The sequence below is a fragment of the Bacillus sp. N447-1 genome, assembly GCF_022701035.1.
GTDB classification, from domain to species: Bacteria; Bacillota; Bacilli; order Bacillales; family Bacillaceae_G; genus Bacillus_A; species Bacillus_A cereus.
Genome location: NZ_CP065509.1, coordinates 1,984,373 through 2,009,168 on the forward strand (window position 1 = coordinate 1,984,373; position 24,796 = coordinate 2,009,168).

Here is a 24,796-nt window from a genome sequence, read left to right on the forward strand (position 1 = left end):
TTACTTACTAATACACCTAATTCATCTTTAGCAGTATAATCACCATGTACGGTTAAATCTCCTTCTTTCGCTCTTTCCATCATACGACTAACCGTTTGTAAAGGAGCAACTATAAGCTTGCTAATAATATAACTTACTATACATATAACGATTGTAGTAACTACTACAAGAATGATAAAGGTAATAACGGAACGATCAATCATTTTTTGAGAATCTTTAAATACTTGGTCAGCTAAATTTGAAACATACGATTCTAGATCCACTGCATAACCAGCTAACTCTATTCCCTTCGGTTTTAATTCCTTCTGAAATTCATTTACCATTTGTGGCTCGTTTGTTGCCTTCGCCTTTTCAAATAATTTCTTATATGTATCTTTATAACTTGGCAAAGATTTCTTCATCTTCTGAAACAGTTCATCCTCTTGCTTACTTAAATTAAAACCATCATCATATTCTTTTAATAAAGAATCATATTTTTTAAGATCCTTTTCAATATTATCAATTATTCCCTCTTTATTTGCCACTTCATTTTGTGATGCCGTAATTAACTCTAATAAGTTATATTCTAGTGAATTTTGTGTACGAAGCATTCCTTCTAATAAAATTGCAGAATATTGATAATCATCTACTACAACCTCTGTATCGTGCTTAATCTTATTAATAGAATGAATTGCTACACTGCTTATAATTACCATACCTAAAACTGCTAATGAAATAAGCGCTAATAATTTATATTTCACTTTTAAATTTTGTAAAAATACATTTTTCACCTTTATTCCTTTATATATAGATTTTTAGAATTTTATAGCTTATTATTTACAAAATCGCAATAAAAGCAATGATAAATATTCCCAATATGAAACTTATATTTCTATAAAAAAAAGTAGCATAATAGCTACTCCTTTTTTCTTTGTTTCTCATATTGTTCAAACGCATGAATTCTTTCAAAAATTGGTGGATGCGTGTATAAGAAAAACTTCACTAACGCAGGCGGATTTACTTGGCTTAAACTTGTTTTTGATAAATATTGAAAAGTTTTCACACCAGATTTTCCGTCCTTCGTCATATTTAAAGCATATTGATCTGCCGCTCTTTCTTCTATACGTGAAACATAGTTTGTTGCTGGTTGTACTGCAAATGAGAGTATAGAAGAAATTAAGAAAAATAAAGGTAAAATGGAGAAACATGCCACTTTTGAAATTTGCAATGTATCTCCCCATTTGCGAATACACATATTTATAATACGACTAATTAAAAACATACCTATAAACGATAGCAATACATAACTTGCAACGCCAAAATATATATGCTTCATAACATAATGCCCCATTTCATGGGCCATGATAAATAAAATCTCTTTATCTTTTAACTGCTTAAGCGTTGTATCCCACATTACAATACGGGCGTTAGGGCCAATTCCTGTTACGTAAGCATTTAATGCATTCGTTTTTTCTGACATATTTACTTCATATACGTGTTTAGCAGGAATGTCCGCTTTGTCTGCTATCGCTAAAATTTTCGTTTCTAATTCTTTATTTTTCAGCGTCGAGAAGTCGTTATAAAGCGGATCAATAACGACAGGCTGTATGAATGTTAAAAAGATTGTAAATGGAACAGAGAGTGCCCATCCTGCGAGCCACCATCTCTTCGGAAATTTACGGATAAGCCATAATAGAACGGTAACTACAATTAACATAGTCGCATAACTTTCCCAAAAACCGATAACATGATCTTTTATCCAGCTTTGTGTACTTTGCGTTGAAATGCCGTAATCAACGGACACTTTCCGGCCAATCCATTGCATCGGTAAGGCAAGCACTGTTGTCAGTAATGATAAATAAAAGAAATAAATCGCAACTTGCAAAACACTTATTTTAGTCGTTTCCTTCGACCATTTCTCAAACTTTCTTGAAATACCTAGCACAAGTACAAATAATAAAATAATCCATTCAAGAGGCGTCGCTAAAAAGTATAGTAAATTTTTCACGCGCGAATAATCTTGGCTTAGCGTAAGCTCTCTAGCACTCATAAACGTTTCTGGATCTGCACTCGTTCCCTTATACATGTCCGGAATAAGTTCATGATTCCATCCAAATAAATACCAATATATAAGTAACGCAAATCCAACGTACAAAAAAAGCGACCAACCGATAACCTTCCTCACGCTATTCCCTCCTCTATGCTGCCTGTCTATTATTATTGTAAGTTCATACACGCTAAATTAGAACAAGCTTATTATGTGAATTGCTCGAAATCCTTTTATTTACAAAAAAAAACTCTTCTACATAAGAAGAGTTTTGCCTATCTTTAAACACTTTCTTCGGTTCACAATCCGGAATAAGGATCGCACTTGCAAACCAACACGTACCCTACTTGCTTTTTAGATAACATAAAGAGCCTCTTTAAGGAAGTACATCTATTAATAAACTAAAATCTTGTAAAGAGAAAGAACTATATTTCATAATCCCCTGTACAGCTAAAAGTAAAACAAGACCGATCACACACATATAATTAACGCTTTCTTCATTCTTTTTTTCAGTAACGACTCCACCACTTATACATAAAATCCCTAGCAAATGAAGCGCTAAATACATGAAAAAATAAGCTTCCTCCCAGCGCAAAATAACATTCACTGTCGTTATTAACACTAGACTAAGTAAAATCAAATAAAAAAACTTATTTGATGATATCGTTTCATTCATATAATTTTATACATCCCTTTCAAATTTTGAATTAATGATGTTTCAAAGCTATAAAGTAAATGATTGTTTTTATACCATAAAACAAAAGGAAAGCCACCATTACTTTCTCGAATACTTTATGAATCCACATATACTTCTCTTCATTCTTTCTGAAGATGCGCTTCATCATTTCTTCTACAATTAGACCAAATATTAGTAAAACCCCGAACACAATAAGAAGAGAAATAATATTTTCTTTTAAATGAGTACTAGAAAATAAGTACTACTCTGGAAACACAATCGTATCTACTACAGGTTGAAGCCGATTACAAAATGTTTTATCACACATATCTGTAATAGACGTAACATCTATAATGTCTTTTAATATTTTTTCAACCGTCTTCTTCATCTCATTTACTCCCGACTACATCTGAAAAGCTCTTTTCCTGCTCTGCATATATAACTGGCACTTCTTTACTCCAATATTTACGATTAACAAATAAAAAGATAAGTACTAAGTTTAATCCTGTTATAAAAATAATAAGTCCAGGAAAGAATGTCGTATAATTTGAGAAATCGGCAAAACTCATAATTTTTTCTCTACTTATTAGAAAAGACGCACCTATTACAAATGCATTGTTTAACATATGTATTGCAATTGGCATGAGTAAACTTTTCGTACGAATATATACGATTGACAATACGATGCTGAATATGGCTGCACCGAGGAAATCAACATGTAACAACGCAAACAATATTGCTACAACGATGGTCGCTATGCTCGTTCCCCATTTTGTTGCAAAACGTTGAAGTAAAAATCCGCGAAAAACAAATTCCCCAATAATTGGTGCGATGAATACGACCCTAATGACTTGAGATACATATCCCCCAGTACTATCTACAATTGGTTCATGCAGGGCGTTCATAATAAAGTCCGGTGTAATCCATGCAAAACTATACATATACAAAATAAGATACCCGTAACTAAACATGCATAACATAACCGTAATGTATAAAACTTGTACCAAGTTAAATGTTTCATTTTTATTAACAAATAATGAAAATGAAATGTGGTGCTTTCTATACTCATAAGAAATCCATACCATCGGAAGGATATAGAATATAAGGATATTTATAAAAGAAGAATTTTGTATATGAAATATACTTGTTAGCAAATCGCCACTACTTCTCGCTATTAAAATTAATAGTGCAAATACAATTAAAAAATATCTAGCTCGCATCACTTGAAACGGGTTCACACTCATCTCCTCCCCTATGTTACTTTTATCATATCATTTGATTCTTAATTTTTTGCGAAAGAAAACCTTAAAATTTCCTTAAAAATTCCATAAGTTACAAAATGATGATATGATATTCGAGAAAATTAGGAGGGATGTTTATGTACCAAGCAAATATTTTACTCGTTGATGATGAAACAGCAATTTTACAATTACTAACTACCATTCTTGAAAAAGAAGGCTTTTCTCATATTACAACTGCAACATCAGCTGAAATGGCTTTATCTCTAACTAAGCAAAACAATTACGATTTAATTATTTTAGATGTAATGCTTCCTGGACAATCTGGTTTTGATATTTGTCCAATCATTCGCCAACAAACAGATTGTCCAATTTTCTTCCTATCAGCAAAAGCATCTGATTTAGATAAAATATCCGGATTTTCATACGGTGCAGATGATTATATTACGAAACCATTTAATCCATTAGAAGTAGTAGCACGCATGAAAGCACAGCTTCGGAGACATATGAAACAAACCGTACCACACGAACAAAAATCACACTCGATTTCATTTGGAAGATTTGAAATTGATCAGCACTCTGCAGAACTAACAGTAGATGGGCACATTGTCGAATGCTCCGCTCAACTCTTTCAACTACTACTCTTCTTTTGCGAGAATCCGAACTACGTATTTTCGAAAGAGGAAATATACGAAAAAGTTTGGGGAGCACCTGCCTATAATGGCGATGACAACACTGTTATGGTCCACATTCGAAAACTACGTGAAAAAATTGAACATGATCCAAGTAAACCAGAATATATAAAAACCGTTCGCGGGCTTGGTTATAAGTTCGTTACAAAGTAGGGTGACGATATGAATTTTAATAAACGACTTATTATTCAATTTATCATGCAACACGTTTTTGTTTTAGTTACATTACTTATCGCTGTAGTTGCTGCTTTTACTTATTTAATTTTTCTTCTTACTAGTACTTTATACGAACCTAACATTCCAGATTCTGATAGTTTTACAATTTCAAGATACATCTCTTCAGAAGATGGGCATATTTCGTTACAATCTGAAGTGCAAGATTTAATAAAGGAGAAAAATGATTGGCTCCAAGTTGTAGATGAAAACGGAAAAATCCTCTACCACTTTAATACACCAAATGATGTTCCGAATGCTTATACGAAGACATCTTTAGTCGCATATATACAACATCATATCGAAAGTAATTATAAATTTACATATTGGGAAATTGAATTAGAAGAAAAGAAAGTACTTGTTATTTATGGTGGTATGTTAAAAAGCAATGCGTTACTGACAGCAATTCAAAAGGATCACTCCTCTTTAACGATGGATTCGTTCACATTAACAGATCAAGAAAAACAGTTACTGTCTAAAGAAAAAGCAGCACTTCAAATATTTAATCAAAATGGCGAAGAGGTTTTTGCCTATCCAGCTGGAAAGAAAAAAACATTTTCAGCAATACAAATCGCCCTTAATGAAAAAGAACCGTGGAATCATAAAGAAAATACGTCTAGCTTTTACGATGCAAATAGTGGCAACCTTCTCGTTGTAACTGCAAAAAATGAGCACTACTATCCAGGTGACGAAATTGAAGATGTATTTACTAAGAAGTTTCTCATCGGATGCGGATTAATCCTTCTTATCGTATTTGTTTATTTAGTCATTCTTTCTATTTGGTACGGTAATAAATTCGGGAAACCGTTATTACATGCGATGCGCTGGCTTAAAAATATCGCTGGTGGAAAGTATGAAGAACCTATTAGTAAAAAAGGAAAACCCGTCAGGTTCCGGCGATCTGGTAAAGAAAAATGGTCATTCCGTTTGTTTAGAGATGTAACAAGTTCACTAGAACACCTTTCTATTACACTCAAAAAAAATGATGCGATGAGGCAAGTCCTCCAGCAAACACGAGAAGAATGGATTACCGGTCTAACACACGACTTAAAAACACCACTTAGCTCTATATATGGCTACGCATTATTACTCGAATCGAATCAATATAACTGGACTGATCGTGATATTCAGCAATTTGGTAGTGTTATGAAAGAGAAATCTCAATATATGACAACATTAATTGATGATTTAAGCTTAACGTATCAATTAAAAAATAACAGCCTTCCTGCCCAACACGTAAACGTTGAAATCAATCAGTTCGTTCAAAAAGTGTTATTGCAATTTATTAACAATCCAACACTCCAAAATCAAAATATTGAATTCGTACCGAGCTCAAATAAAATTCAATATTTCATTGAAGAAAAATGGTTCCAGCGTATTATCGAAAACTTACTCGTAAATGCTGTAAAACATAATAATGAAACAACTACTGTCATCGTAAAACTATCACAAAACGCTAATTCCTTTACACTCTCCATTTCAGATGATGGAAAAGGAATGGATGAAAAAACGAAAGAACTTCTATTTGAACGATATTACCGCGGAACAAACACAGAAGAAAGCAACATCGGAACTGGACTTGGCCTAGCCATTACAAAACAGCTCGTTCATGCTCATAACGGAACAATTTCCGTTGATAGTGCACTCGGAAAAGGAACGACGATTATTCTTGTATTTCCGTTTCGTTCGTAGGAAAGACGCTATGTGGCGTCTTTTTTCTTTTCTGGGATGATTTTACAGTAATTGAAATTATGTGGATCGTTTTTTTGAGGTGTTTTATCGGTATATGAAATTATATCGGCGCAACTCGAATTATATCAGCGATTTTCTAGATATATCGACTTACCGACAAAAACCGACAATACTAACATGCTTCCCTACTATACAAAGTAAAAATAAAACTATTAACAAATACATTTCTAAACTGTTATACTATAAATAGAAGTATAAACTAACTAAGTTTTGCATAAAATGAAGTAGACGAGGTGCTTCCAACACCCCGTCACTGCAACTAATTACCGCAAGGTGGAAGGTTGCAACTAAAGCTTATTTGCGCTTAGAAGACTTCCCACGCTTCGCAGGCAGACGGGTGGTCTTCTTTTTGCGCTTTTTTGCCGTTAATTTCTTAAATCCAAAAACTATACCTTCTCTAGCTATAGTTTTTGTAATTTCCTACAAAATTTGCAAAAGAAATTCCATACGATTACACCTCCTTTCTTCACAAAATGAAGAAAGGGCATAACCTTCCACCCGCAATATTTAATTGCTATTTTATTTTACCATTTTCATATGTATTACAGATAAAACAATACAAATTTAACAATCCACTTATAAAAAAAGCGAACCATCTCCCAATGATTCGCTCTTACCCTATTATTTTTTCTTCACCGGTATCCAAAGCTCTACTTGTGCAAACTCACTCTTATCTTCGTGGCAACGCTCATCGTATAATTCAAACTCTGTAACGCCGCAATGTTCATAGCCTGAATGCGGAAACCATTCTGAGAATACTGCATTCCAAGTTTGGTGGATAGACGATACCATTTCTTCATGAGGAACTTTCGGCGTTGTAAATACTGCATATGTTGCTGCCGGGAAAGTACGCTTTGCAATTTCATTTGGTACATTTTCAAAGTCTGTAACTTCCATTCCGATAATATAAGTGAAGTCTCCTGTTTCTAAATTAAAATCAGTACATAATCCAAGCTCTACCCATTGGCTCGTATCTTTACGATTCGGAATCGTCGTTCCAAGATCTTTTTGTAAATATTCTTGCCAAAATGCTGGAATGTCTTGATGGTTTTTCCCTTCTTTACTTGTCGTCTTCAGTTCATAACCCGCCACTAAAAATTCTGGTTTATTTACAATACGATATTCCATTTGTATGCCTCCTAAATACGGATTTAATTTTCTTTGCTTTACATTTACTCTGTAATACATCGGTGTTTCGATTTCTTGTTTTCGATATTCACTCGGTGTCATTTGAAATAATTTTTTAAAGGCTCTCGTGAACGTTTCGTGAGATTGAAAGCCATGTTCAAACGCGATATCAATAACTTTTTCATCCGTATGAGAAAGTTGATAAGCTGCCCGGGCTAACCTCCTCTTTCGAACATACTCCATTACCGTATCACCTACTAACGCCTGAAATACACGATGAAAATGAGACTCAGAAAAACCTGCAACCCGCGCTAAATTACGCAGCGTTTGTTTTTCCATTACATCTTCCTCAATATAATCAATTGACCTTTGAATTTGTGTTTCATAGCTTTCCATCTCTGTTCACCCGCCTTATATGTATTATGATAAAAGAGAACGTAATCCAATTCTTGACGTTTTTTACTATAATTCCATAAAAAATTGTAACTTTTTTATATGTATTTCGTTGTTATGTATGAAGGGAGGGAAATGTAGTGAAACGTAAACAAACATTAGAAGAAATTTACTCAGAGCATATGCAAGATTTATTTCGCTATCTTCTCTCCCTAACCGGAGATTCCCACTATGCGGAAGATCTCATGCAAGAAACATTTTACCGAATGCTCGTCCATATTGACTATTATAAAGGAGAAGAAATTAGGCCGTGGTTATTTACAATTGCCTACAATGCCTTTATCGATTGGTATCGAAAAGAAAAAAAGTATAAAACAACTACAGTGGAAGAATTCCATTTACCAAACGTGCCAAGTACAGAACATGAATATTTCGTAAAACATGAGATTGCTAGTTGGTTAGACAGTTTATACGCTCTTCCGCTCGAAAGACGAAATGTCCTACTACTACGAGATTACTATGGATTCTCCTATAAGGAAATAGCAGAAATGACTGGTCTCTCATTAGCGAAAGTGAAAATTGAATTACACAGGGGACGGAAAGACACGAAAAGCATAAAGGAGTGATACGGATGGGTTGTACAGAATTTAAAAAACTATGGAAGAAGTATGAAAATGGAACGCTCACGCATGATGAACAAGAACTGTTAGAAAGTCATATTGAGTCATGTGAAGAGTGTGAAGCTTACTTAGATGAGCTGTTAACAAAAACAGAACCAATTAAGAAAAAGTTACCTCCAAAAAATCTTAAAATTCCTTTTTGGAGAATTAAGTGGAAACATCGTTTACAAACGTTTGGTTTTATATTATCAATTTGCATCGTTATCTATATAATCGGCGGGGTATTATCAGCCTTTTATTTTCAAGCTAATAATGATAAAAGGCTAGAAGAAATTAGAGAGGTTCCTTCGCTTGCACTTGAAGCAACGATCCCAAATAGCCGTGTTATGGGAGGCGGAACAAGTGTAGAAGCTTTTTTCCGTACGAATAGCCAATTTGATTTAGTACGAACCGTCGGTAAAAAAGAAATGCCCCTCGGTACAATAGAAACAAAAAGCTTCTTATCATCTGTAGATGTTACGAAGCGAACTTGGATGAATCCGTTCTATCAACCAAAACTCTTCTTTGTTCATCCAAAAACAGAGCAGGGTGATTATTTAAAGGATTCATCAAAAAAAGTATGGGATACACTTGCAAAAGTACATGATGGAACCGTTGCAGAAGTAGCAATTTCTTTTGATAAAGCTTACACTTTAAAAGAATTAGAACCACTTTTATATAGCACATTCGAGGCACAAGAACTCCCTCCAACTCCTGTATGGTACGCTTTAGATACAGGACAAGAAAGAAAAAATGTAGATGACTATATCCTACATGGCGGAGAAGCTATAGGGTTTCCAGAACATGTAAGATTCCTCGCTAATGAAACTGACGGGCAGAAAACGCAAGAAGACAAAGTAACCGAAATGATGCGCATCCTTTCTATCCATAAAAAAACGGTAAGCAAAATATCAGCGCTTTCTGAGAAAGAACTAAACTTAGATAAACGTTATCAATATGTAAAGGACAACGGTGTAAAAGTATACGGAATTGTTATTACTGGCCCATCGAAAGAGTTATTAAAATTACAAAACTCCCCGCACGTACGTTATGCGACTCTTGGAGATATTGAGATTTGGAATTGGTTTGATCATTAATAAAAAAGAAGTAGCGCTCTAAAAACGATGCGCTACTTCTTTTTTAATTCGAAATCACTTTCACATACATCCCTCTCACCGCTTTTTCATAAGCAATATCACTCATCTGTCTTATGTTTTCTGACACAACAGATGCTGGAATAACTTCACCTTCACGAAGTAACGGAGGATCAATAAGACGGACTTTATTTTTCTGATACAAATCGTAATCGTCTCTATCTTCTTTTACTTTTACATTGGGATGAACTTTTCTTAATAAAGCATGGACTTCTGAATCATTACATTGCTGCAATTTCGAAATAAGCTCATCATCTTCAAGAAGGAAATCATCTGCATGAATAACCTTTTTATGAAGAGCTAACTTTAACGTTTTCACTAACATATCATTTCCGTAAATATTCATTGGTTTCATAAAGAAATCGATTACTTCTTTGTAATACGTTTCTGTAAACCACTCTGCCATTTCGATACTTTGAAGGACCATTTTCCCCTCTACTGCGATAATATCCTCTAAAAATCTATGAACCTCTTCTAAAGAAATATATCCGTATGTATACATATCTCGTAACGTATAATCCACTCGATCTGCACATAATTCGGGCGCTGACCTTTCCAGTAATGTCCACTTCGAATCATCTAATAAAATATCTTCATAGTTATAACCATGCTTCGCAAGGATCGCTGGAATTTCTGAGTTTTTCACAACAGAACTAAATATCTCTTCATGATAACTTTCATCTTCATTATCAAAAACGTAATCAATCACGTGGGAAAAGGCAGTATGCGATACGTCATGCAGTAAACTAGCGATCTGTTCTTCTACTGAACCACCTAGTTTTTTAACTAATAACATAACACCAACTGAATGATCAAAGCGCGTTACATTCCATTTCTCGTTCACTAAGTAACTTGCGCCATTTTGATGAATTCCCTTTAGTCTTTGCATAGACTTACTTGAAATTAATTCTTCTACTACTTGATCCACTTCAAATTCTCCGTATAGTACATCTGATATGATCACTTACAATCCCCCCCCTTTATTTTAATCGAGTCTTATAATCGTATCTCTTTTATGAAATTAGCACCAACATAAATATTTATTGTTATTTGTTTTTATTGAAAAAAATAGAGAGCAATCAGCTCTCTATTTCATAACCCCTATTCAAACGTAACTTCTACCTGCACAATCTCCGACCTACTACCAAGTCTAAGCGGGGGTCCCCAAAATCCAAATCCAGAAGAAACAATTGCGTGGAACGCGCCTTTTTGTGCGTATCCCCAGTCTAGCTCGTACATTCTTCTCGTTACAATATGATTGGGCGCCATTTGTCCGCGGTGCGTATGACCGGATAATAATAAATCTACACCTGCCGCTGCTGCTTGTTTCAACTCAAATGGCTGGTGATCCATTGCGATAACAGGCATCGATTTATCTACCGTACTCATTAATTGTTTAAAGCTTTGACGATCTCGCTCTGTTTTATCTCTTCTTCCAACGAGATAAAAGTCATCTTCAATTGTAATTACTTCATCTAAAAGAATACGAATATCAATCTTATCCATCTCTTGTAAAAACTCTGGAACTGCTCTGCCGTAGTATTCATGGTTTCCTAAAACGCCATATACGCCTAATGGAGCTTTCATTTGTTTCATGATCGATCCCATATTCTTTTGAATGAACACACCTGGATGATCATCGATAATATCACCTGGCAGTAAAATAATATCAGGTTCCATCTCATTTACATGACGAACAAGTCTTTTTAAATGTGAAACGCCAGACAGTTTACCGAAATGCATATCAGAAGCCATCGCAATGCGTAAACTTTTACGCCCCTCTACCTTTTTCGGTATGTGCACCTCGTACTTTCTTACTACCGGACTATACGCATTAAATACTCCGTACGCAAAGATAAAGATAAATGCAGCTATCACAGCCGCTCCTGTCCAAATAATTGCCTCTTCTTTCTCTACTGAAAACTGTAAAAGAAAGACCATAATATTAGCTAATGGCAACAACATAAGTGCATATTGTATGACCGCAAACCAAATCGAACCTATCGTTCGCAGAAATGGCAGAAACTTAAACACTTGCACGAGAATGTACGCATATGAAATAAATGCGACTATGAAAGCATAATATCCCCAAGATTCCCAGCCAAATACCGCATGAAGCCAAACCCATCCGTTCCAGCCGATGTAAAACATAAGTAGTGTGTATATAATTAATATCGTAAATATATTGAGATAACGAAGATTCTTCACAGCCAGCCTCCTTATTGATTTCTTTTATTATAACTTGTTATGCACTTATAACGTAAATATTAAGCACTTCGCTCATCATAGTAAAAACCTATAGTTGTTAGACTTGTATCTAACAACTATAGGCACCATTTATATCAACATTGTTTTTACAAATGCTCTTTATAAAAACTTGTTAATTTTTCAACTGCAATTCTTACTGGTTCTGGTTGGTCGTATAAATCGTAATGACTCGCACCTTCCACAACAAGTAAATCTTTTTTCTCTGAAGCTGCTTTCTCATACAGCTCATGACCATCTTTATAAGAACCGAATGCGCCTTGCTTGCTACCGACAATAATTTGCAGCGGCTGCGTTAATAACGTATCTGCTAAATGGAACGCATCAAAACCAATTACCGATCCCATGCTCGTAAAGTTTAGCTTATTTGGAGAGTTAACACTTTGCCCTCGTGGCGTTGTGTAATACTCAACTGCTTCTACAATATCTATATCGGTCATACCCGCTGCTACTAACTCTTCCTGATTTTTAGGAATCCAATTTGTAATCAGTTCCTCTGCTCCGCGTGCTTCAGCAGTACGTTGTTTACCAATCGCCTCTAACACCCCAATTGGATCAGCTTCACGATTTAATCGGCCAATATTTGCACCAACAACTGTGCCAACTGCTTTAATGCGGCGCTCTGTCATTGCGGCATTTACCGCATAACCACCGCCCGCACAAACGCCTAACACACCGATACGTTCTTCATCTATATAAGAAAGAGTAGTCAAATAATCTACCGCTGAGCGAATATCTTCAACGCGCGCAGCTGGTTCTTCCATATATCTCGGTGCACCTTCACTTTCACCTTGATACGATGCATCAAACGCAAGCGTTACATAGCCTTGTTCTGCTAACTTCTCTGCATATAATCCTGCCGTTTGATCTTTACAGCTACTACCTGGATGCACACAAACAATCGCTGCATTTTGTTTCTTTCCCTCAGCACCTACAGGAATATTTAAAATACCTGCAACTTGTAATCCTCTTGCATAAAAACGGACATTTCTTTTCGTAACTGCCATATATAAAACCACCCTTATCTTATTATTAATTTTACACTTGTGAGAGTTATTACTCACATGTATATTTATAATAAAATGAGTAGAACCTTGTTTCAATGACCACATTTACGCATTTGGGTGATAATACACACATAAAGAAATATGTGTATCAACAACGGAGGAACACGATATGGAGAAAATCGATAGAAGAATTATAAAATCACAAAACGCCATTCAATCGGCATTTATAGAAATGTTAATTACAGATGGATTTGATGAAATTACAGTTAAAAACATTACCGAAAAAGCAAATATCGGAAGAAAAACGTTTTACTTACACTATCTAGATAAGTACAATTTATTAGATAAAATTGTGGACGATCATTTAGACCAATTAAAAGAAATATGCTACGAGAAGCAAAACAAAGAATTTATAGAAGGAACAATCATATGGTTTGAATACTTCAAAGAACACAAACCATTTTTTGCGGCACTATTTAGAAGTAACAGCACCTTATCATTTCAAAAAAAATTACTAACTTTCATCATGGGTGAAATAGAGAAAAAATTAAATACAGACACATCAGTAAATAAAAACATCGATAAACATATCGTCTTAAAATTTTTAGGAACAGCTGTAATGGGCATTTTAGAGTCTTACGTGTTGGATGAAATTGATAGTGATGTTGCGTTTGTTGCGACGCAAGTTGGAGAATTGATTAGGAGGAATATATAAAATGAAACTTTAATCAGTGGGGATTTATTCATCCCCCACCTAACTTCTTTGCTTTCGCTGCATTTTGAGGTGGGGGTCTTACTGCCCAGCAAATAGCGGGATAAAATAAAATCACATCAATTTCCTTAATAAGGATTGATAAAATGCTATTATCGTTATCCTTCAAAACTCATCTATGCAATTATGCATAACCATCCATTCCGTTTTATTTTCATGTTACGATATAAATGTAATACGACATATATCGACAAAGATAAAAGGAAGTGATTGTATGAAACGTTCTAAAACATACTTAAAATATTTAGCATTATCCGCTGTTTTTGCTAGTAGCGCTGTAACTCTTTCAACACCTGCTGCTTATGCTCAAACAACATCGCAAGTTGTAACAGATATCGGGCAAAATGCAAAAACACATACGAGCTATAATACATTTAATAATGACCAAGCTGATAATATGACAATGTCTTTAAAGGTAACTTTTATCGATGACCCAAGCGCTGATAAACAGATTGCCGTTATTAATACAACTGGTAGTTTTCTAAAAGCAAATCCTACTATAAGTGATGCACCTATTGATAACTACCCAATCTCTGGCGCTAGTGCAACATTACGTTATCCTTCACAATATGATGTTGCATTTAACCTTCAAGATAACAGCGCTCGTTTCTTTAACGTAGCACCTACAAATGCTGTAGAAGAAACGACTGTAACATCTAGCGTATCTTATCAACTTGGTGGCTCTGTTAAAGCTTCTGTAACGCCTAATGGCCCTAGCGGTGAAGCTGGTGCAACTGGTCAAGTCACTTGGTCTGACTCTGTAAGCTATAAACAAACTAGTTATAAAACGAATTTAATTGACCAAACAAACAAAAACGTAAAGTGGAACGTATTCTTTAACGGATATAACAATCAAAACTGGGGTATTTATACACGTGACTCCTATCATTCTTTATATGGAAACCAACTTTTCATGTACTCTCGCACATACCTATATGAATCTGATGCAAAAGGTAATTTAATACCGATGGATCAACTTCCAGCGCTAACAAATAGCGGTTTCTCTCCTGGTATGATCGCTGTTGTTATCTCTGAAAAAAATACAGATCAATCTAACTTACAAGTCGCTTATACAAAACACGTCGACGATTACCAACTTCGTCCAGGCTACACATTCGGAACTGCAAACTGGGTTGGAAACAACGTAAAAGACGTTGATCAAAAAACATTTAATAAATTGTTCACACTAGATTGGAAGAATAAGAAATTAGTAGAGAAAAAATAAAGTGAAACTTTAATGAGTGGGGGGGCTTCATCCCCCACTCATTATTTTATTAGTTAAATCAATCGGGTATTAACTGGTATTTTAAAATTTCACATGTTATATTGTGATGCACATTTTGGAATTAATGCAGCAAAGTATATAAAGATTATAAAAAATGCACTCAATAATTTAGGTGCATTTTTCATTTCATGTTTTATCGTTTTTATTTTAATTCATAATATTCTTCAATATCATCATCAAACTCATCCCATGCTAAAGACATAATTGGATATGCATCCTTTGACGGTACCTCTATATTTTTATATACAAGGCGAATACGTTCTTTTGGATAACTCTTTTTCTTTAATGGAAACACTTCTATGTACTGAAATCCTTTTTGAAAATATTGATTTAATCCTTCTTTCATTCCCATCGTGAGAATTTCATCTTTATCAGGAATATTTCGTCCAATCCAGTCACATAACATCAATACTGGATATGCATTTCCAGCATACTCATTCACACCCACGACTTTTAGTATAATATGCTGCTCACTTAATAACCGATACGTAATTACATCTCCAATTTCCAGCTCAGTTTTTAGAATTACTCTTCTTTTTACCTTTTTCGGTTTTGGGAAAGGTGAAACTAAATTCTTTTTTAATTTCTCCAAAACAAGCTCTCTTTTCTTCTTTAATTCCGGTTCTCTCCACCATCGTTTTAAATCTGATTTACTTTCAATAATACAAATGGCTTTTTCCTTAACTTGAGGATTCAATCTTCCTAGTTCCCATTGAATTGCAGCCAACGCTAGCCAAAAAATATTTTCCTCATGTTTTCGTAAAGATGAAATATATGTATTCACCATCATCTCAGTAGCTTCTTCTGAGCTATAGCCTTCACTAATCAAATCTTGGAAATCAAACTTTATATCTTCAGATAGATTATCTTCAAAAATACCTACTCCTGATACATACATTCGGCACCTCTACTCACTAGATTTATAGTAAATCAAATTCACCTTCACTAGGATAAATCTGTACATAATCTCCCTCATCGTTTACATAGGCAATCTTCACACCATCTAACAACTGCTGATTTTCTAATTCATTTAGAATTGTTTTCAACGCTTTATCAACGTCAATTACAAAGTTAAATATGTTAATCGTCCCGCTACCAATATCTCCACCATCACAATGGCCATTTCCAGACCACCCTAACGCTTCATCCATTATCTCTTGAACTTGGTTTCGTTTTTCCAATGCTTCTTCCAACTGATTTTCTGTGTAATCATATTGCAAAACAAATTCTATTAGCTCTTCCTCATCGAGTACCTTATAGCCATCCGCCAACTGTTCATCCGCTAACTCTTTCATTTCTTTTTCAACACGTTGAAATGGATAAAGTTCTATTTCATACATTTCACCTGTATCACCAACACAGCCACAATGTACAATTAAAGTTTTCTCCGCCTCTTTCCATATCTCCCAAAACAACATTTTATCCTTTTCTTGCTTAACCAGTTTAATCATATAGACACCCCATTTTTTATGTCTTCCTTATTCATAATAAGATCCCGCGAGTAATACCGTCGCTATGAAATTCCATGATATATTTTTAGGCATCTCTTCACCTTTATTTTGAAAAGCACCATCACAATCATTTAGCCATGCTTCCTTTGATTCTAAATAATCTTCTAATGTTATATTCTCCGACTCATCTTTATTTTCTTTGAAATCTTTTTGAAAATAAAACAGGAATTCTACTAATTTTTCTTTTGAATCTACACCATTAGCTAACTCATAAATATCCACATTATTACTCCTTTCAAATACAAGTAAAATCCTCGATCTCTTCAACACAAAAACATTCTTTTTTATAAAATGCTATATTTCTCTTCCAACCAATCTTCTATAACATATTGTCCTGCTATCCCTGAAGGATTTTTAATTTTCTTCCCTTCTTCTTCACTAACCATTTCAAAATCGATTAAAGGACCATCTGCTCTCCCTCGGCTTACAAAATAAGTCCCCTGATCCTTATTCTCAAACACAAAATCTGGAAGATTATACTCCCCCGGATCAAACAATTCCATTGGTAATCCACCAATAATTTTCCAATCACCATCTAACCAACCAGACCAGGCAGTATACGCCGTAAATAATACTTCTTTTTGATTCTTGTAATAGTTTTTAAACTCGCTTATTCGTATTTTTTCATCTGTAAATAAAGAAAAATATTCTATATATGTTTCCCCATCATATGGCCGCGTAACATTTTGGCCTTTCACTAACATTCCGTACCCATACTTATTAATATTTTTAAGATTTATCGCAAAAACTATCCCTGGCTTAAATGATTTTTTGCGATGTTTTTTTAATTTAAACTTACAATCTACTACTTCTTGTTCCTCTAAAGAAAAACTATCACTCTGCATTTCTAATGCATTTTTTAACATTATCTCTAACTCATTTAGATTTGGTAATCTGTGAGGCCCTTCATTATATATCTTTTCAATCTTTTGAAAAGCATCCATTAAAATATCAATGCTTTCATCACTTATAATCAATTTATCCCCTTTTATTTCCTCTTTATAAAAAGACATATTTTCTCTCCTTTACTCTCTTATACATATCCCTTGAAGACTCTCTTTTTCTTTCTATCACACTAAACCACGCACCACTTCTTCTAATAATAAATTCAACCATTCATCCAATTTGTTTTAAAACACTCTAATACACTCAGCTTTCTTTCCATAGTACTATCTCGACATTATACTCATTCTTTAGAAAAGAAAAAGCACTTCTCATTGCTTCATCTACTACAATAAGGCTAGAATAAATTAATCCTCTTTGAGCATCGTCATATCCAATGAAATGTAATACTTCTTTTGTATATAACATGAAATCTTCTAATTCTAATTGCACACCAAAGTCCCAATTTTCATGTGCATACCATACAATAATCTTCTTAGACAATAAACTAGTTAATTCACGTTCAAATTCTTTTATTTCATTGATAACTTGTTCAGCATTTAATTCACTCATAACTTTGATAGGATTCGGTGTTTCATCAATTAAAAAGTTTACTAATGAAGCAATTTTCTTCCCGCTAATAATCTGAAATTCTTTTATAGACGGACATAACATTAAAAACTTTTCTCTAGTAGCCTTTTCCTCTACCTTTTCTCTTAACATTGCAATTTTCTTTAGACGTTCATTCACATTTATCACCTCTAAATTAAAAATATTTATATTCACATTTTTTTATCTAAATCAATAATAAAAGGTCGATTCTGATTGTCTTTACTAGCAAAATTACATTTTGTTATAATCCAAACTCATTTTTTAAATTGATAGGCTTCAACAATAGACTTAAGACTTATTAATTCTTTACATACAATATCTTTCATATATATCAAAACCTCTCGTTTATTCTAAACATAAAAAATAAGCATCAAACTTCCTTAATATTAATAAGTTTGATGCTTACTCACAATTATTATTTAAAATATTTTTATCAAACCGTAGATAAACGATGTGGATCACAGAAAGTTTCTGTATCAATCTCTTTTTCCAGCCAAAGGTCAAAGAGCGCACTAATATCTCCATCTCCTTGTTCCATCATATACTCTTTTTCTGCTTGATGAATAGGTAATAACCAAAATAAATCAAGCTCCTTTTCTTCAAAAAACTCCATTAGCTCTGGAGACTCTCCTGCCTCAATAACTGCCGGGCTTACTAAAAGCACATTCATTGAAAAATCAGATTCAGCATCCGCATTAGAAATTGTATCCCCATAATCAAACGAGGTCTCATCTATAAATGGATAATGTGCTAATCCAGCAAGCAAATCAATCATTTCCTCATTTTGATTTGCATTTAACCAAATTAATTCTCCTTTAGCACCATTGGTCATATATTCAGCTGACATCCCTAATGTCACATATGTCCATACTGGCCTATCTTCATTTTTCGGGAATTCTAAAACGTATAGCATTCCTTTTTTTAGAGCGGTATTATCTAATTCTACTCTTTTAGCTCCTCTTTCACCCCAGGTATATTCAAGAATCTGACTAGGCTCTCCAAAATGTTCATAGTATTTTTTCTGAATGTCACTTAATTTATTTTTTCGAAAAAAATTCATTTATGCTCTACAACCCTCTTTCTACTATACAACCTTGTTATTAAAGATAGATTTCTTCTTTCCAACTACTGGATTTAGATTGAACTACTATTAGATTTTCACTTTCCCATTTTAATGTACCCAAAAATCTTGCATACACCATTTCATTTCCTACCTCTTCCACCAATAATTGATCTCGAATCTTTAATCCCTTTTCATCATACACTTCACATCGTAGCTGGAAACCTTTAACACGATGAATTCCTTTTAATATCACTATCTTCTTACGGCTTGGGCTTTTCTTAGGTGTCTTCCCAACTAAAAATATTCCTTCATAGTTTTGCTTCACAATTTCATCTAAAGATTCCTCTATATACCCTTTAACAACAGATGATGAAAGAGTAGAGTTTTCTTCAAGTCCAAGGACAACATATTGGCGTACTAATTTGCAAAACTCTTTGTATTTCTCTTCAACTGAATTTAATGCTAAAAAGTCCATAAAATCATATGGAACATATATACGAATTTCACCCAAAGCTCTATTCACTTCATATGAAATATCAGTGTTTTCGTTAGCTAAACAAAAGACAGTTACTTTTTCAATCTCTCTTAATCCCATCTCAAACTCGCTAACTTTCTTTGAGAAAATTAGCTCGAAAATTCTAATTTCATGTACAAGCAAATAATGTTTTTTAGGACGTTTTTTTTTCCAATCGTAAAACTTTACTTCAAGCAATATAATTCACTCCTTTAAATTTATCACCATGGCATCAGGGACCTATGATACCTTTTATTAATTTATTAAACTGTACTCCTTATTCATTTTACCTTATCTATATTTTTCATATGCTCTACTCACAACGCATGCGGTGACATAACAGCCATAAATACATCACTTCTCTCACCTGGTGCCATATACATTCCTTCTGCATCTAAATATTCAATGGAAAAGGCTGCTAGCTCATACGCCATTTCTTGATCGCATTCAAAAAGTGGATTTATAAAAACCTCACTTCCTGTAATCTTTTGTAAATCTTTCAAACAGTTAGACTTACTTCTTGTATAATCAGCCACATTCTCATTAGCCCAAGACCACATCCAACTGTTACGCTTTCCAGACCAAGACCCTATAAAAACAACACTAAATTCAAGTAATACTTGACCATTTTTTTTAAACTGTAATATACATTGATCTTGATCATACCAATACTCATCAAAGTTATAGATATTATAATCCGAAATGAATTTTTGCTGTTTACTTTCTAATTTGTCATAACACATAACAAGATAATTCTCGAATTGTTCATCCGTCATTGCCAATTATCACACGCTTCCTTCCGTCAAGATTTCCGCTACAAACAATATACCTTATATCTTACTCTCTCAAAACCTATATAAAGTGAAACTTTAATTAGTCCTTACCAATCGGGCTTTTACCGGTATCCCCCCGCCCACATATCATATACGTTTCTATCACTAAGATATCTTAATATATACAAAGAAAGAAGAACTTATATAAGCCCTTCTTTCCATAAATAGTTTCTTTACTCCGTCTAATTTATTTTATCACGATAAATAAATTCAATATTACACAAATGCACCCCAACCATCTGTATATCCACCAAACTCTTCACCCGGTTTATTCAATTCCTTTTGCATCTCTACGATATCCTCATAAATTAAGAACATTTCTTTAGAACAAGTACATGTCCAATCTTCAAATTCTTCATTAAAATCTAATTCACAATTTAAGTCCAATGCTTGTAATCTACCAATTACTTTTTCTCCATTACCTTGATCAGGAATTGCAATAAAGAAATCTACTATGTGTTTTTTATTAAAATCTATCCCTTGCTTGTATAACATATTTAACACTTGTCCATCTTCATCTTTTGGGAATTTCATTATTTCTCCCTTTTCTACAGCATATAATAAACCTTCATTTGGAACAAAAATATTTCATTACTTAAAGTCCTCTTTATCCGTTACTTTTAAGTTTTTTCCATTCCTTATACCTAGTATCGATCACTTCTTTTAATTTAAAGTAATTTCCCAAGTATCTTGCACTTGATATAATGTATCACACTCTAAAAATACATCATCATAATCATCTAAATATAAACCTTTTTCAAAATCAAAATAATCTATTGCAAATTGATTCCCTTCATCATTTAACATGTCATCGCTTAAAACCCCATCCCAGAACATATAAACCTGAGTTCCAGTCATTTTTCTAAGTTTAAATTTATTAATTTCCTCTTCGGTCTCTTCTAAGAATTCATCACTAAATAAATGATTATCAATAATCCAACCTAAGAACATTCCAGTATGTACAAATGCTTGCTCCATCGGTAACTCTTGTGGGAAATCTCCTTCATAATGATATTTAGCTTTATCGTAAACTATTGTTTCGAACAAAATTCTCACTCCTATTTCACATAATATAATTGAGCTCAAATATATTATAATAAAAAGCATCTATCTAGTATTTTATAATAATACTTCTTAATCATTTAACTTATAAAAATAAATTATTCTTTGACACTCCCAATAAAGAGGCAAGCTAACTAAAATCAATGGATTAGTCGCTATCAAAAGCGCGGTCTATCGCTGACGCACAAGATTACCGTGTGTTATCACCACTCTCAGGCACTATCAAACCGAATAAAATTCAATATAGACTTTTCCGCATTACACAATCTGTAAATAAAATCCCCCATAAGTTACATTCAAGGTTTTGTATATAATCATAAAAACTTTGAATGATTCCTTATAGAGGATGCTAATATTTATAATTAATAAAAAACAGAGTCTAATGTTTTTCTAGAAAGGCTAACTAAATATCAACAATTAAACCTACTATAATCATTACAATAAATAACTAAATTCACCTATCTTAAATTCATATTAAAAAGAAAGTTTTCAAATAACTCCAATTGAAATTTATCCCGCGTCTTTAAATACTCTTTCTTCTTTTCAATGATTTGCTCTAACATCTCTTCTTTATTTAATAATAAAGCTAATCCAATAGCATTTTGCGCTCGATATCCCTCAAATGTTGTACCTAGTAATGCAGCTTCGTCATCATCTCTTACACATAAATCAAATACATTTTCTATATCTACATACTTATCAATATATGGAATGAAATATTGTTTGATCTCTTTTAATATATCTATGGTAACAGGCAAAATATCGGTTTCCTTTTCAACACACCATCTTTTTTGCTCCCTATGGACTAAATTCCCTAACTCAACCCCAATCGTATAGGTTTCCTTTTTCTCTTTAATTGTTAAACCTTCATCCCATTGATTTTTCATATTCTCTAATTCGTCAAACCGAATTCCCACATCCACCGTCACATGAAAATCTTCTGGATGATCGATAAAAGCTAAATGCATACTAATTTTTCCTTTATCAAATTTTTTCACAAAACTTTGTTGTGTAATCCTAGTCTTATAACCGTCTTCTTTTAACTCTTCACCTAGATCTTGCAGTAGCTTTAATTTTAATTCTTTTTTGTTCATATGATTCCTTCCGTTCTCTATTTTGATTTATCCCACGAGGATTAGATACATGTCCTATCCTATATATAAAGAAAAAAGAGCCTATATTCGCTCTTCCTTCATACAAACATTTAATAAATGCATCTTTCTAACCACTAACTTTTCTGATGATATATTAATAGCCTCTAAAAGCAAACTGAATATACATGTATGTACCAACACCATAAACAACAAAAGCAACTATAGTAATTAGCCAATTTTCACGAGTTTTTTTTACATACTTCGAGCATGCCCAAAAAAGAAGTAAAATAATTAATTGAATTGCAGTCACTTTTGAGACAGCAATTATAGTAGTTTCTGTAACATATAATATCCACACTCCTAGAGACATACGTATGATTAGAATAATAAACAAAACCTATTCTTACTAATACTTTCTTTAATATCAAACAGATAATTTTCTTGAAAAAACGACCAATGTTAATATAAGACTTAAACTCGAAACTATAATAAACTCTAAAAATTCTAGAAACGCTATCCACATCAACAATTCTCTTTCTTTTCCTATAGCATAAGGTTCATTGTAAATTTTTAATGCAGCTATTCTATTTTTACTAGAAAGATTCAACAATCGTTTTGCATTCACATCATACTAATATGTAACATTACCATGCATCTTAAACTACCATTAATTTGTTATCAACATTATATCGAATTGTTTATAAAATACATATAGAAAAAAGTAGAGCCAACACTAGCTCTTCTGCATCAATACGAAGTATCCCCGCTCATGGAGATACTAATTACTTATATACGTCTCTCCAAAACTCGATGGATTTCCTTTCAAATTTCACTAACGCTTTTATAATTCATCTTCTACATAAAATACTACATTTTGAAAACTGCTTTTAAATTTCTCTATGCTATAGTCGTCATCACTGGCAAACATTAAAATTGATGTATCAAAAAAACCAAACTCCATTAATGATCCTGGCAACGTTAAATTGTACTCATCTTTCCAATACTCTCTGTTTTCTGTAATAATTGGAGTGTCTGGAATACTTTCAAGGAGTTTTTCATTTCCTTTCTCCACAGCAATCACCACTCCAAATATAAGTAAAACTTTATACTCTTTCAAAAAGCTATAAAGATTTTCACCTGAAATATAAAATTTTTCTTGCTCAAATATGGTATCCATCACTTCCGCTCCGCCTTTAAATACGTGCGGCACCATATCTGCAAATATCCAATCATACTTGCTCATATCCTCAAACATAAATGAGAGCATTTCGTTTATATATTCTGAATCATCTGCTACATACAATCTCATAGTATCACCATTTCTTTCCTAGAGAGTACCATACAGTATGTTCTTCTTTTCCTTTTTCCAGTTAAAATAATGTTTTATGAGGAACTACAGGGTGTTCCTTAGTATTTTCGTACTACATAATATTCACCTGTAAAATGTCCCACTATATCAATTCTTTGATATTAAAAACTTGTAAAATATCTTGCTCTAACTTTATTGCATTAAAGTCCGACGTAGCCTTTTCCCCTAACAGTCTAATAGATTGAATAATATTTTCAATTATCAATATTTTCTTCGTAGCATAATCTGCAGATAAAACTGTCTCATAGTCAATCCTTAATCGAAAGTCTGCTACTTTACTCTTCTTTTTAAAAAGCTTTCTTTCTTTAAAGAAACCCGCAGCTTCATATTCCGGAGTTATGTTAACTACTATAGGGATTATAGCTATTTCTTCTACTTCGCTACCATAATTATTACTATTTAATTTTTCAAGGTCACTACCGATTTCTGAAATTATATTTATAAATTCCTCAGCAATGTCACCTTCTAATTCACCACTCAAAAAAAACCTCATAATCACTCATCCTTTTCAATTATTACTTTTATTTAGGGGGACGCTTTCTATCTGTTTCATATAATGGATTGATGATGCCACTCTTTCTCCTACCTTATATATC

At 33.4% G+C, this 24,796-nt stretch carries 25 protein-coding genes and 5 pseudogenes; 6 read left to right on the top strand and 24 right to left on the bottom strand.

Annotated features, from left to right (window positions below; all coding sequences use genetic code 11):
* Positions 1–32 precede the first annotated feature (32 nt).
* The 5 genes and pseudogenes from IQ781_RS28420 to IQ781_RS09930 form a co-directional block, all read right to left on the bottom strand.
* A pseudogene (locus IQ781_RS28420) lies at positions 33–695 on the bottom strand (MCP four helix bundle domain-containing protein); the annotation flags it as partial.
* 200 nt (positions 696–895) lie between these two features.
* Positions 896–2,164: a M48 family metallopeptidase gene (locus IQ781_RS09915; RefSeq protein WP_001233315.1), complete on the bottom strand. Its 1,269-nt coding sequence runs from the start codon at positions 2,162–2,164 to the stop codon at positions 896–898.
* 238 nt (positions 2,165–2,402) lie between these two features.
* Complete coding sequence (locus IQ781_RS09920; RefSeq protein WP_001006050.1) at positions 2,403–2,702, bottom strand: DUF2101 family protein; 300 nt, start codon at positions 2,700–2,702, stop codon at positions 2,403–2,405.
* A 31-nt stretch (positions 2,703–2,733) separates the two neighbouring features.
* A pseudogene (locus IQ781_RS09925) lies at positions 2,734–3,090 on the bottom strand (hypothetical protein).
* A gap of 1 nt (position 3,091) precedes the next feature.
* Entirely contained in the window at positions 3,092–3,940 is an 849-nt protein-coding gene (locus IQ781_RS09930) for a CPBP family intramembrane glutamic endopeptidase (RefSeq protein ID WP_001067985.1), read from the bottom strand.
* Between the two features lie 140 nt (positions 3,941–4,080).
* Here IQ781_RS09930 and IQ781_RS09935 point away from each other — a divergent pair, with 140 nt between their 5' ends.
* Together IQ781_RS09935 and IQ781_RS09940 are read left to right on the top strand one after the other, a co-directional pair.
* Positions 4,081–4,785, top strand: coding sequence for a response regulator transcription factor (locus IQ781_RS09935; protein ID WP_000283871.1), 705 nt, complete (start codon positions 4,081–4,083; stop codon positions 4,783–4,785).
* Positions 4,786–4,794: 9 nt separating this feature from the next.
* Positions 4,795–6,537 (top strand): sensor histidine kinase, encoded by a 1,743-nt coding sequence (locus tag IQ781_RS09940; RefSeq protein ID WP_001010450.1) that lies wholly within the window; start codon positions 4,795–4,797, stop codon positions 6,535–6,537.
* A gap of 681 nt (positions 6,538–7,218) precedes the next feature.
* Here the strand turns inward: IQ781_RS09940 and IQ781_RS09945 are convergent.
* A complete protein-coding gene (locus IQ781_RS09945; protein ID WP_000446855.1) occupies positions 7,219–8,121 on the bottom strand; it encodes an AraC family transcriptional regulator in 903 nt (300 codons plus the stop codon).
* A 137-nt stretch (positions 8,122–8,258) separates the two neighbouring features.
* On the opposite strand from IQ781_RS09945, the gene IQ781_RS09950 reads away from it, so the two are divergent.
* Together IQ781_RS09950 and IQ781_RS09955 are read left to right on the top strand one after the other, a co-directional pair.
* The gene (locus IQ781_RS09950) at positions 8,259–8,744 is read left to right on the top strand and encodes an RNA polymerase sigma factor (RefSeq protein WP_139846975.1); all 486 of its coding nucleotides are present in this window, start codon (positions 8,259–8,261) and stop codon (positions 8,742–8,744) included.
* 5 nt (positions 8,745–8,749) lie between these two features.
* A complete protein-coding gene (locus IQ781_RS09955; RefSeq protein ID WP_063220278.1) occupies positions 8,750–9,874 on the top strand; it encodes an anti-sigma factor in 1,125 nt (374 codons plus the stop codon).
* A 43-nt stretch (positions 9,875–9,917) separates the two neighbouring features.
* Here the strand turns inward: IQ781_RS09955 and IQ781_RS09960 are convergent, their stop codons facing one another.
* The 3 genes from IQ781_RS09960 to IQ781_RS09970 form a co-directional block, all read right to left on the bottom strand.
* A complete protein-coding gene (locus IQ781_RS09960; protein ID WP_063220279.1) occupies positions 9,918–10,895 on the bottom strand; it encodes an HD domain-containing protein in 978 nt (325 codons plus the stop codon).
* A gap of 137 nt (positions 10,896–11,032) precedes the next feature.
* Entirely contained in the window at positions 11,033–12,139 is a 1,107-nt protein-coding gene (locus tag IQ781_RS09965) for a metallophosphoesterase (protein WP_063220280.1), read from the bottom strand.
* A gap of 146 nt (positions 12,140–12,285) precedes the next feature.
* Entirely contained in the window at positions 12,286–13,203 is a 918-nt protein-coding gene (locus IQ781_RS09970) for an alpha/beta hydrolase (protein WP_000301566.1), read from the bottom strand.
* Positions 13,204–13,372: 169 nt separating this feature from the next.
* Here IQ781_RS09970 and IQ781_RS09975 point away from each other — a divergent pair, with 169 nt between their 5' ends.
* Positions 13,373–13,918 (top strand): TetR/AcrR family transcriptional regulator, encoded by a 546-nt coding sequence (locus tag IQ781_RS09975; protein WP_000410998.1) that lies wholly within the window; start codon positions 13,373–13,375, stop codon positions 13,916–13,918.
* Positions 13,919–14,189: 271 nt separating this feature from the next.
* Positions 14,190–15,200 carry a beta-channel forming cytolysin CytK2 gene (gene cytK2, locus IQ781_RS09980; protein ID WP_139846974.1) on the top strand — a complete coding sequence of 337 codons (1,011 nt, stop codon included), beginning with the start codon at positions 14,190–14,192 and terminating at the stop codon, positions 15,198–15,200.
* Between the two features lie 202 nt (positions 15,201–15,402).
* Here the strand turns inward: cytK2 and IQ781_RS09985 are convergent, their stop codons facing one another.
* The 15 genes and pseudogenes from IQ781_RS09985 to IQ781_RS10045 all read right to left on the bottom strand — a co-directional run bounded on the left by IQ781_RS09985 (position 15,403) and on the right by IQ781_RS10045 (position 24,693).
* Complete coding sequence (locus IQ781_RS09985; protein ID WP_074047567.1) at positions 15,403–16,158, bottom strand: hypothetical protein; 756 nt, start codon at positions 16,156–16,158, stop codon at positions 15,403–15,405.
* A gap of 22 nt (positions 16,159–16,180) precedes the next feature.
* Positions 16,181–16,711 (bottom strand): hypothetical protein, encoded by a 531-nt coding sequence (locus IQ781_RS09990; RefSeq protein WP_016082531.1) that lies wholly within the window; start codon positions 16,709–16,711, stop codon positions 16,181–16,183.
* A gap of 27 nt (positions 16,712–16,738) precedes the next feature.
* Positions 16,739–16,993 carry a DUF7660 family protein gene (locus IQ781_RS09995; protein WP_000356075.1) on the bottom strand — a complete coding sequence of 85 codons (255 nt, stop codon included), beginning with the start codon at positions 16,991–16,993 and terminating at the stop codon, positions 16,739–16,741.
* Between the two features lie 62 nt (positions 16,994–17,055).
* Positions 17,056–17,784, bottom strand: a complete 729-nt coding sequence (locus IQ781_RS10000) for an Imm26 family immunity protein (RefSeq protein WP_016124261.1) — start codon at positions 17,782–17,784, stop codon at positions 17,056–17,058.
* Between the two features lie 136 nt (positions 17,785–17,920).
* Positions 17,921–18,403 carry a hypothetical protein gene (locus IQ781_RS10005; protein ID WP_033693220.1) on the bottom strand — a complete coding sequence of 161 codons (483 nt, stop codon included), beginning with the start codon at positions 18,401–18,403 and terminating at the stop codon, positions 17,921–17,923.
* 6 nt (positions 18,404–18,409) lie between these two features.
* Positions 18,410–18,591, bottom strand: a pseudogene (locus IQ781_RS28425) (hypothetical protein); the annotation flags it as partial.
* 107 nt (positions 18,592–18,698) lie between these two features.
* Positions 18,699–19,325: a suppressor of fused domain protein gene (locus IQ781_RS10010; protein ID WP_001008993.1), complete on the bottom strand. Its 627-nt coding sequence runs from the start codon at positions 19,323–19,325 to the stop codon at positions 18,699–18,701.
* 40 nt (positions 19,326–19,365) lie between these two features.
* On the bottom strand, positions 19,366–20,040 hold the full coding sequence (locus IQ781_RS10015; RefSeq protein ID WP_139846973.1) for a hypothetical protein: 675 nt from the start codon (positions 20,038–20,040) through the stop codon (positions 19,366–19,368).
* A 119-nt stretch (positions 20,041–20,159) separates the two neighbouring features.
* The gene (locus IQ781_RS10020; RefSeq protein WP_063220284.1) at positions 20,160–20,624 is read right to left on the bottom strand and encodes a DUF6882 domain-containing protein; all 465 of its coding nucleotides are present in this window, start codon (positions 20,622–20,624) and stop codon (positions 20,160–20,162) included.
* Between the two features lie 267 nt (positions 20,625–20,891).
* Complete coding sequence (locus tag IQ781_RS10025; protein WP_048656594.1) at positions 20,892–21,209, bottom strand: ribonuclease E inhibitor RraB; 318 nt, start codon at positions 21,207–21,209, stop codon at positions 20,892–20,894.
* 73 nt (positions 21,210–21,282) lie between these two features.
* Positions 21,283–21,722, bottom strand: a pseudogene (locus tag IQ781_RS10030) (DUF7832 domain-containing protein).
* Positions 21,723–22,195: 473 nt separating this feature from the next.
* On the bottom strand, positions 22,196–22,831 hold the full coding sequence (locus IQ781_RS10035; RefSeq protein WP_088054091.1) for a hypothetical protein: 636 nt from the start codon (positions 22,829–22,831) through the stop codon (positions 22,196–22,198).
* 154 nt (positions 22,832–22,985) lie between these two features.
* Positions 22,986–23,354 (bottom strand): annotated as a pseudogene (locus tag IQ781_RS28295) (hypothetical protein).
* Positions 23,355–23,672: 318 nt separating this feature from the next.
* Positions 23,673–24,140 (bottom strand): hypothetical protein, encoded by a 468-nt coding sequence (locus IQ781_RS10040; RefSeq protein WP_001242144.1) that lies wholly within the window; start codon positions 24,138–24,140, stop codon positions 23,673–23,675.
* Between the two features lie 142 nt (positions 24,141–24,282).
* On the bottom strand, positions 24,283–24,693 hold the full coding sequence (locus IQ781_RS10045) for an Imm44 family immunity protein (RefSeq protein ID WP_139846971.1): 411 nt from the start codon (positions 24,691–24,693) through the stop codon (positions 24,283–24,285).
* Positions 24,694–24,796 lie beyond the last annotated feature (103 nt).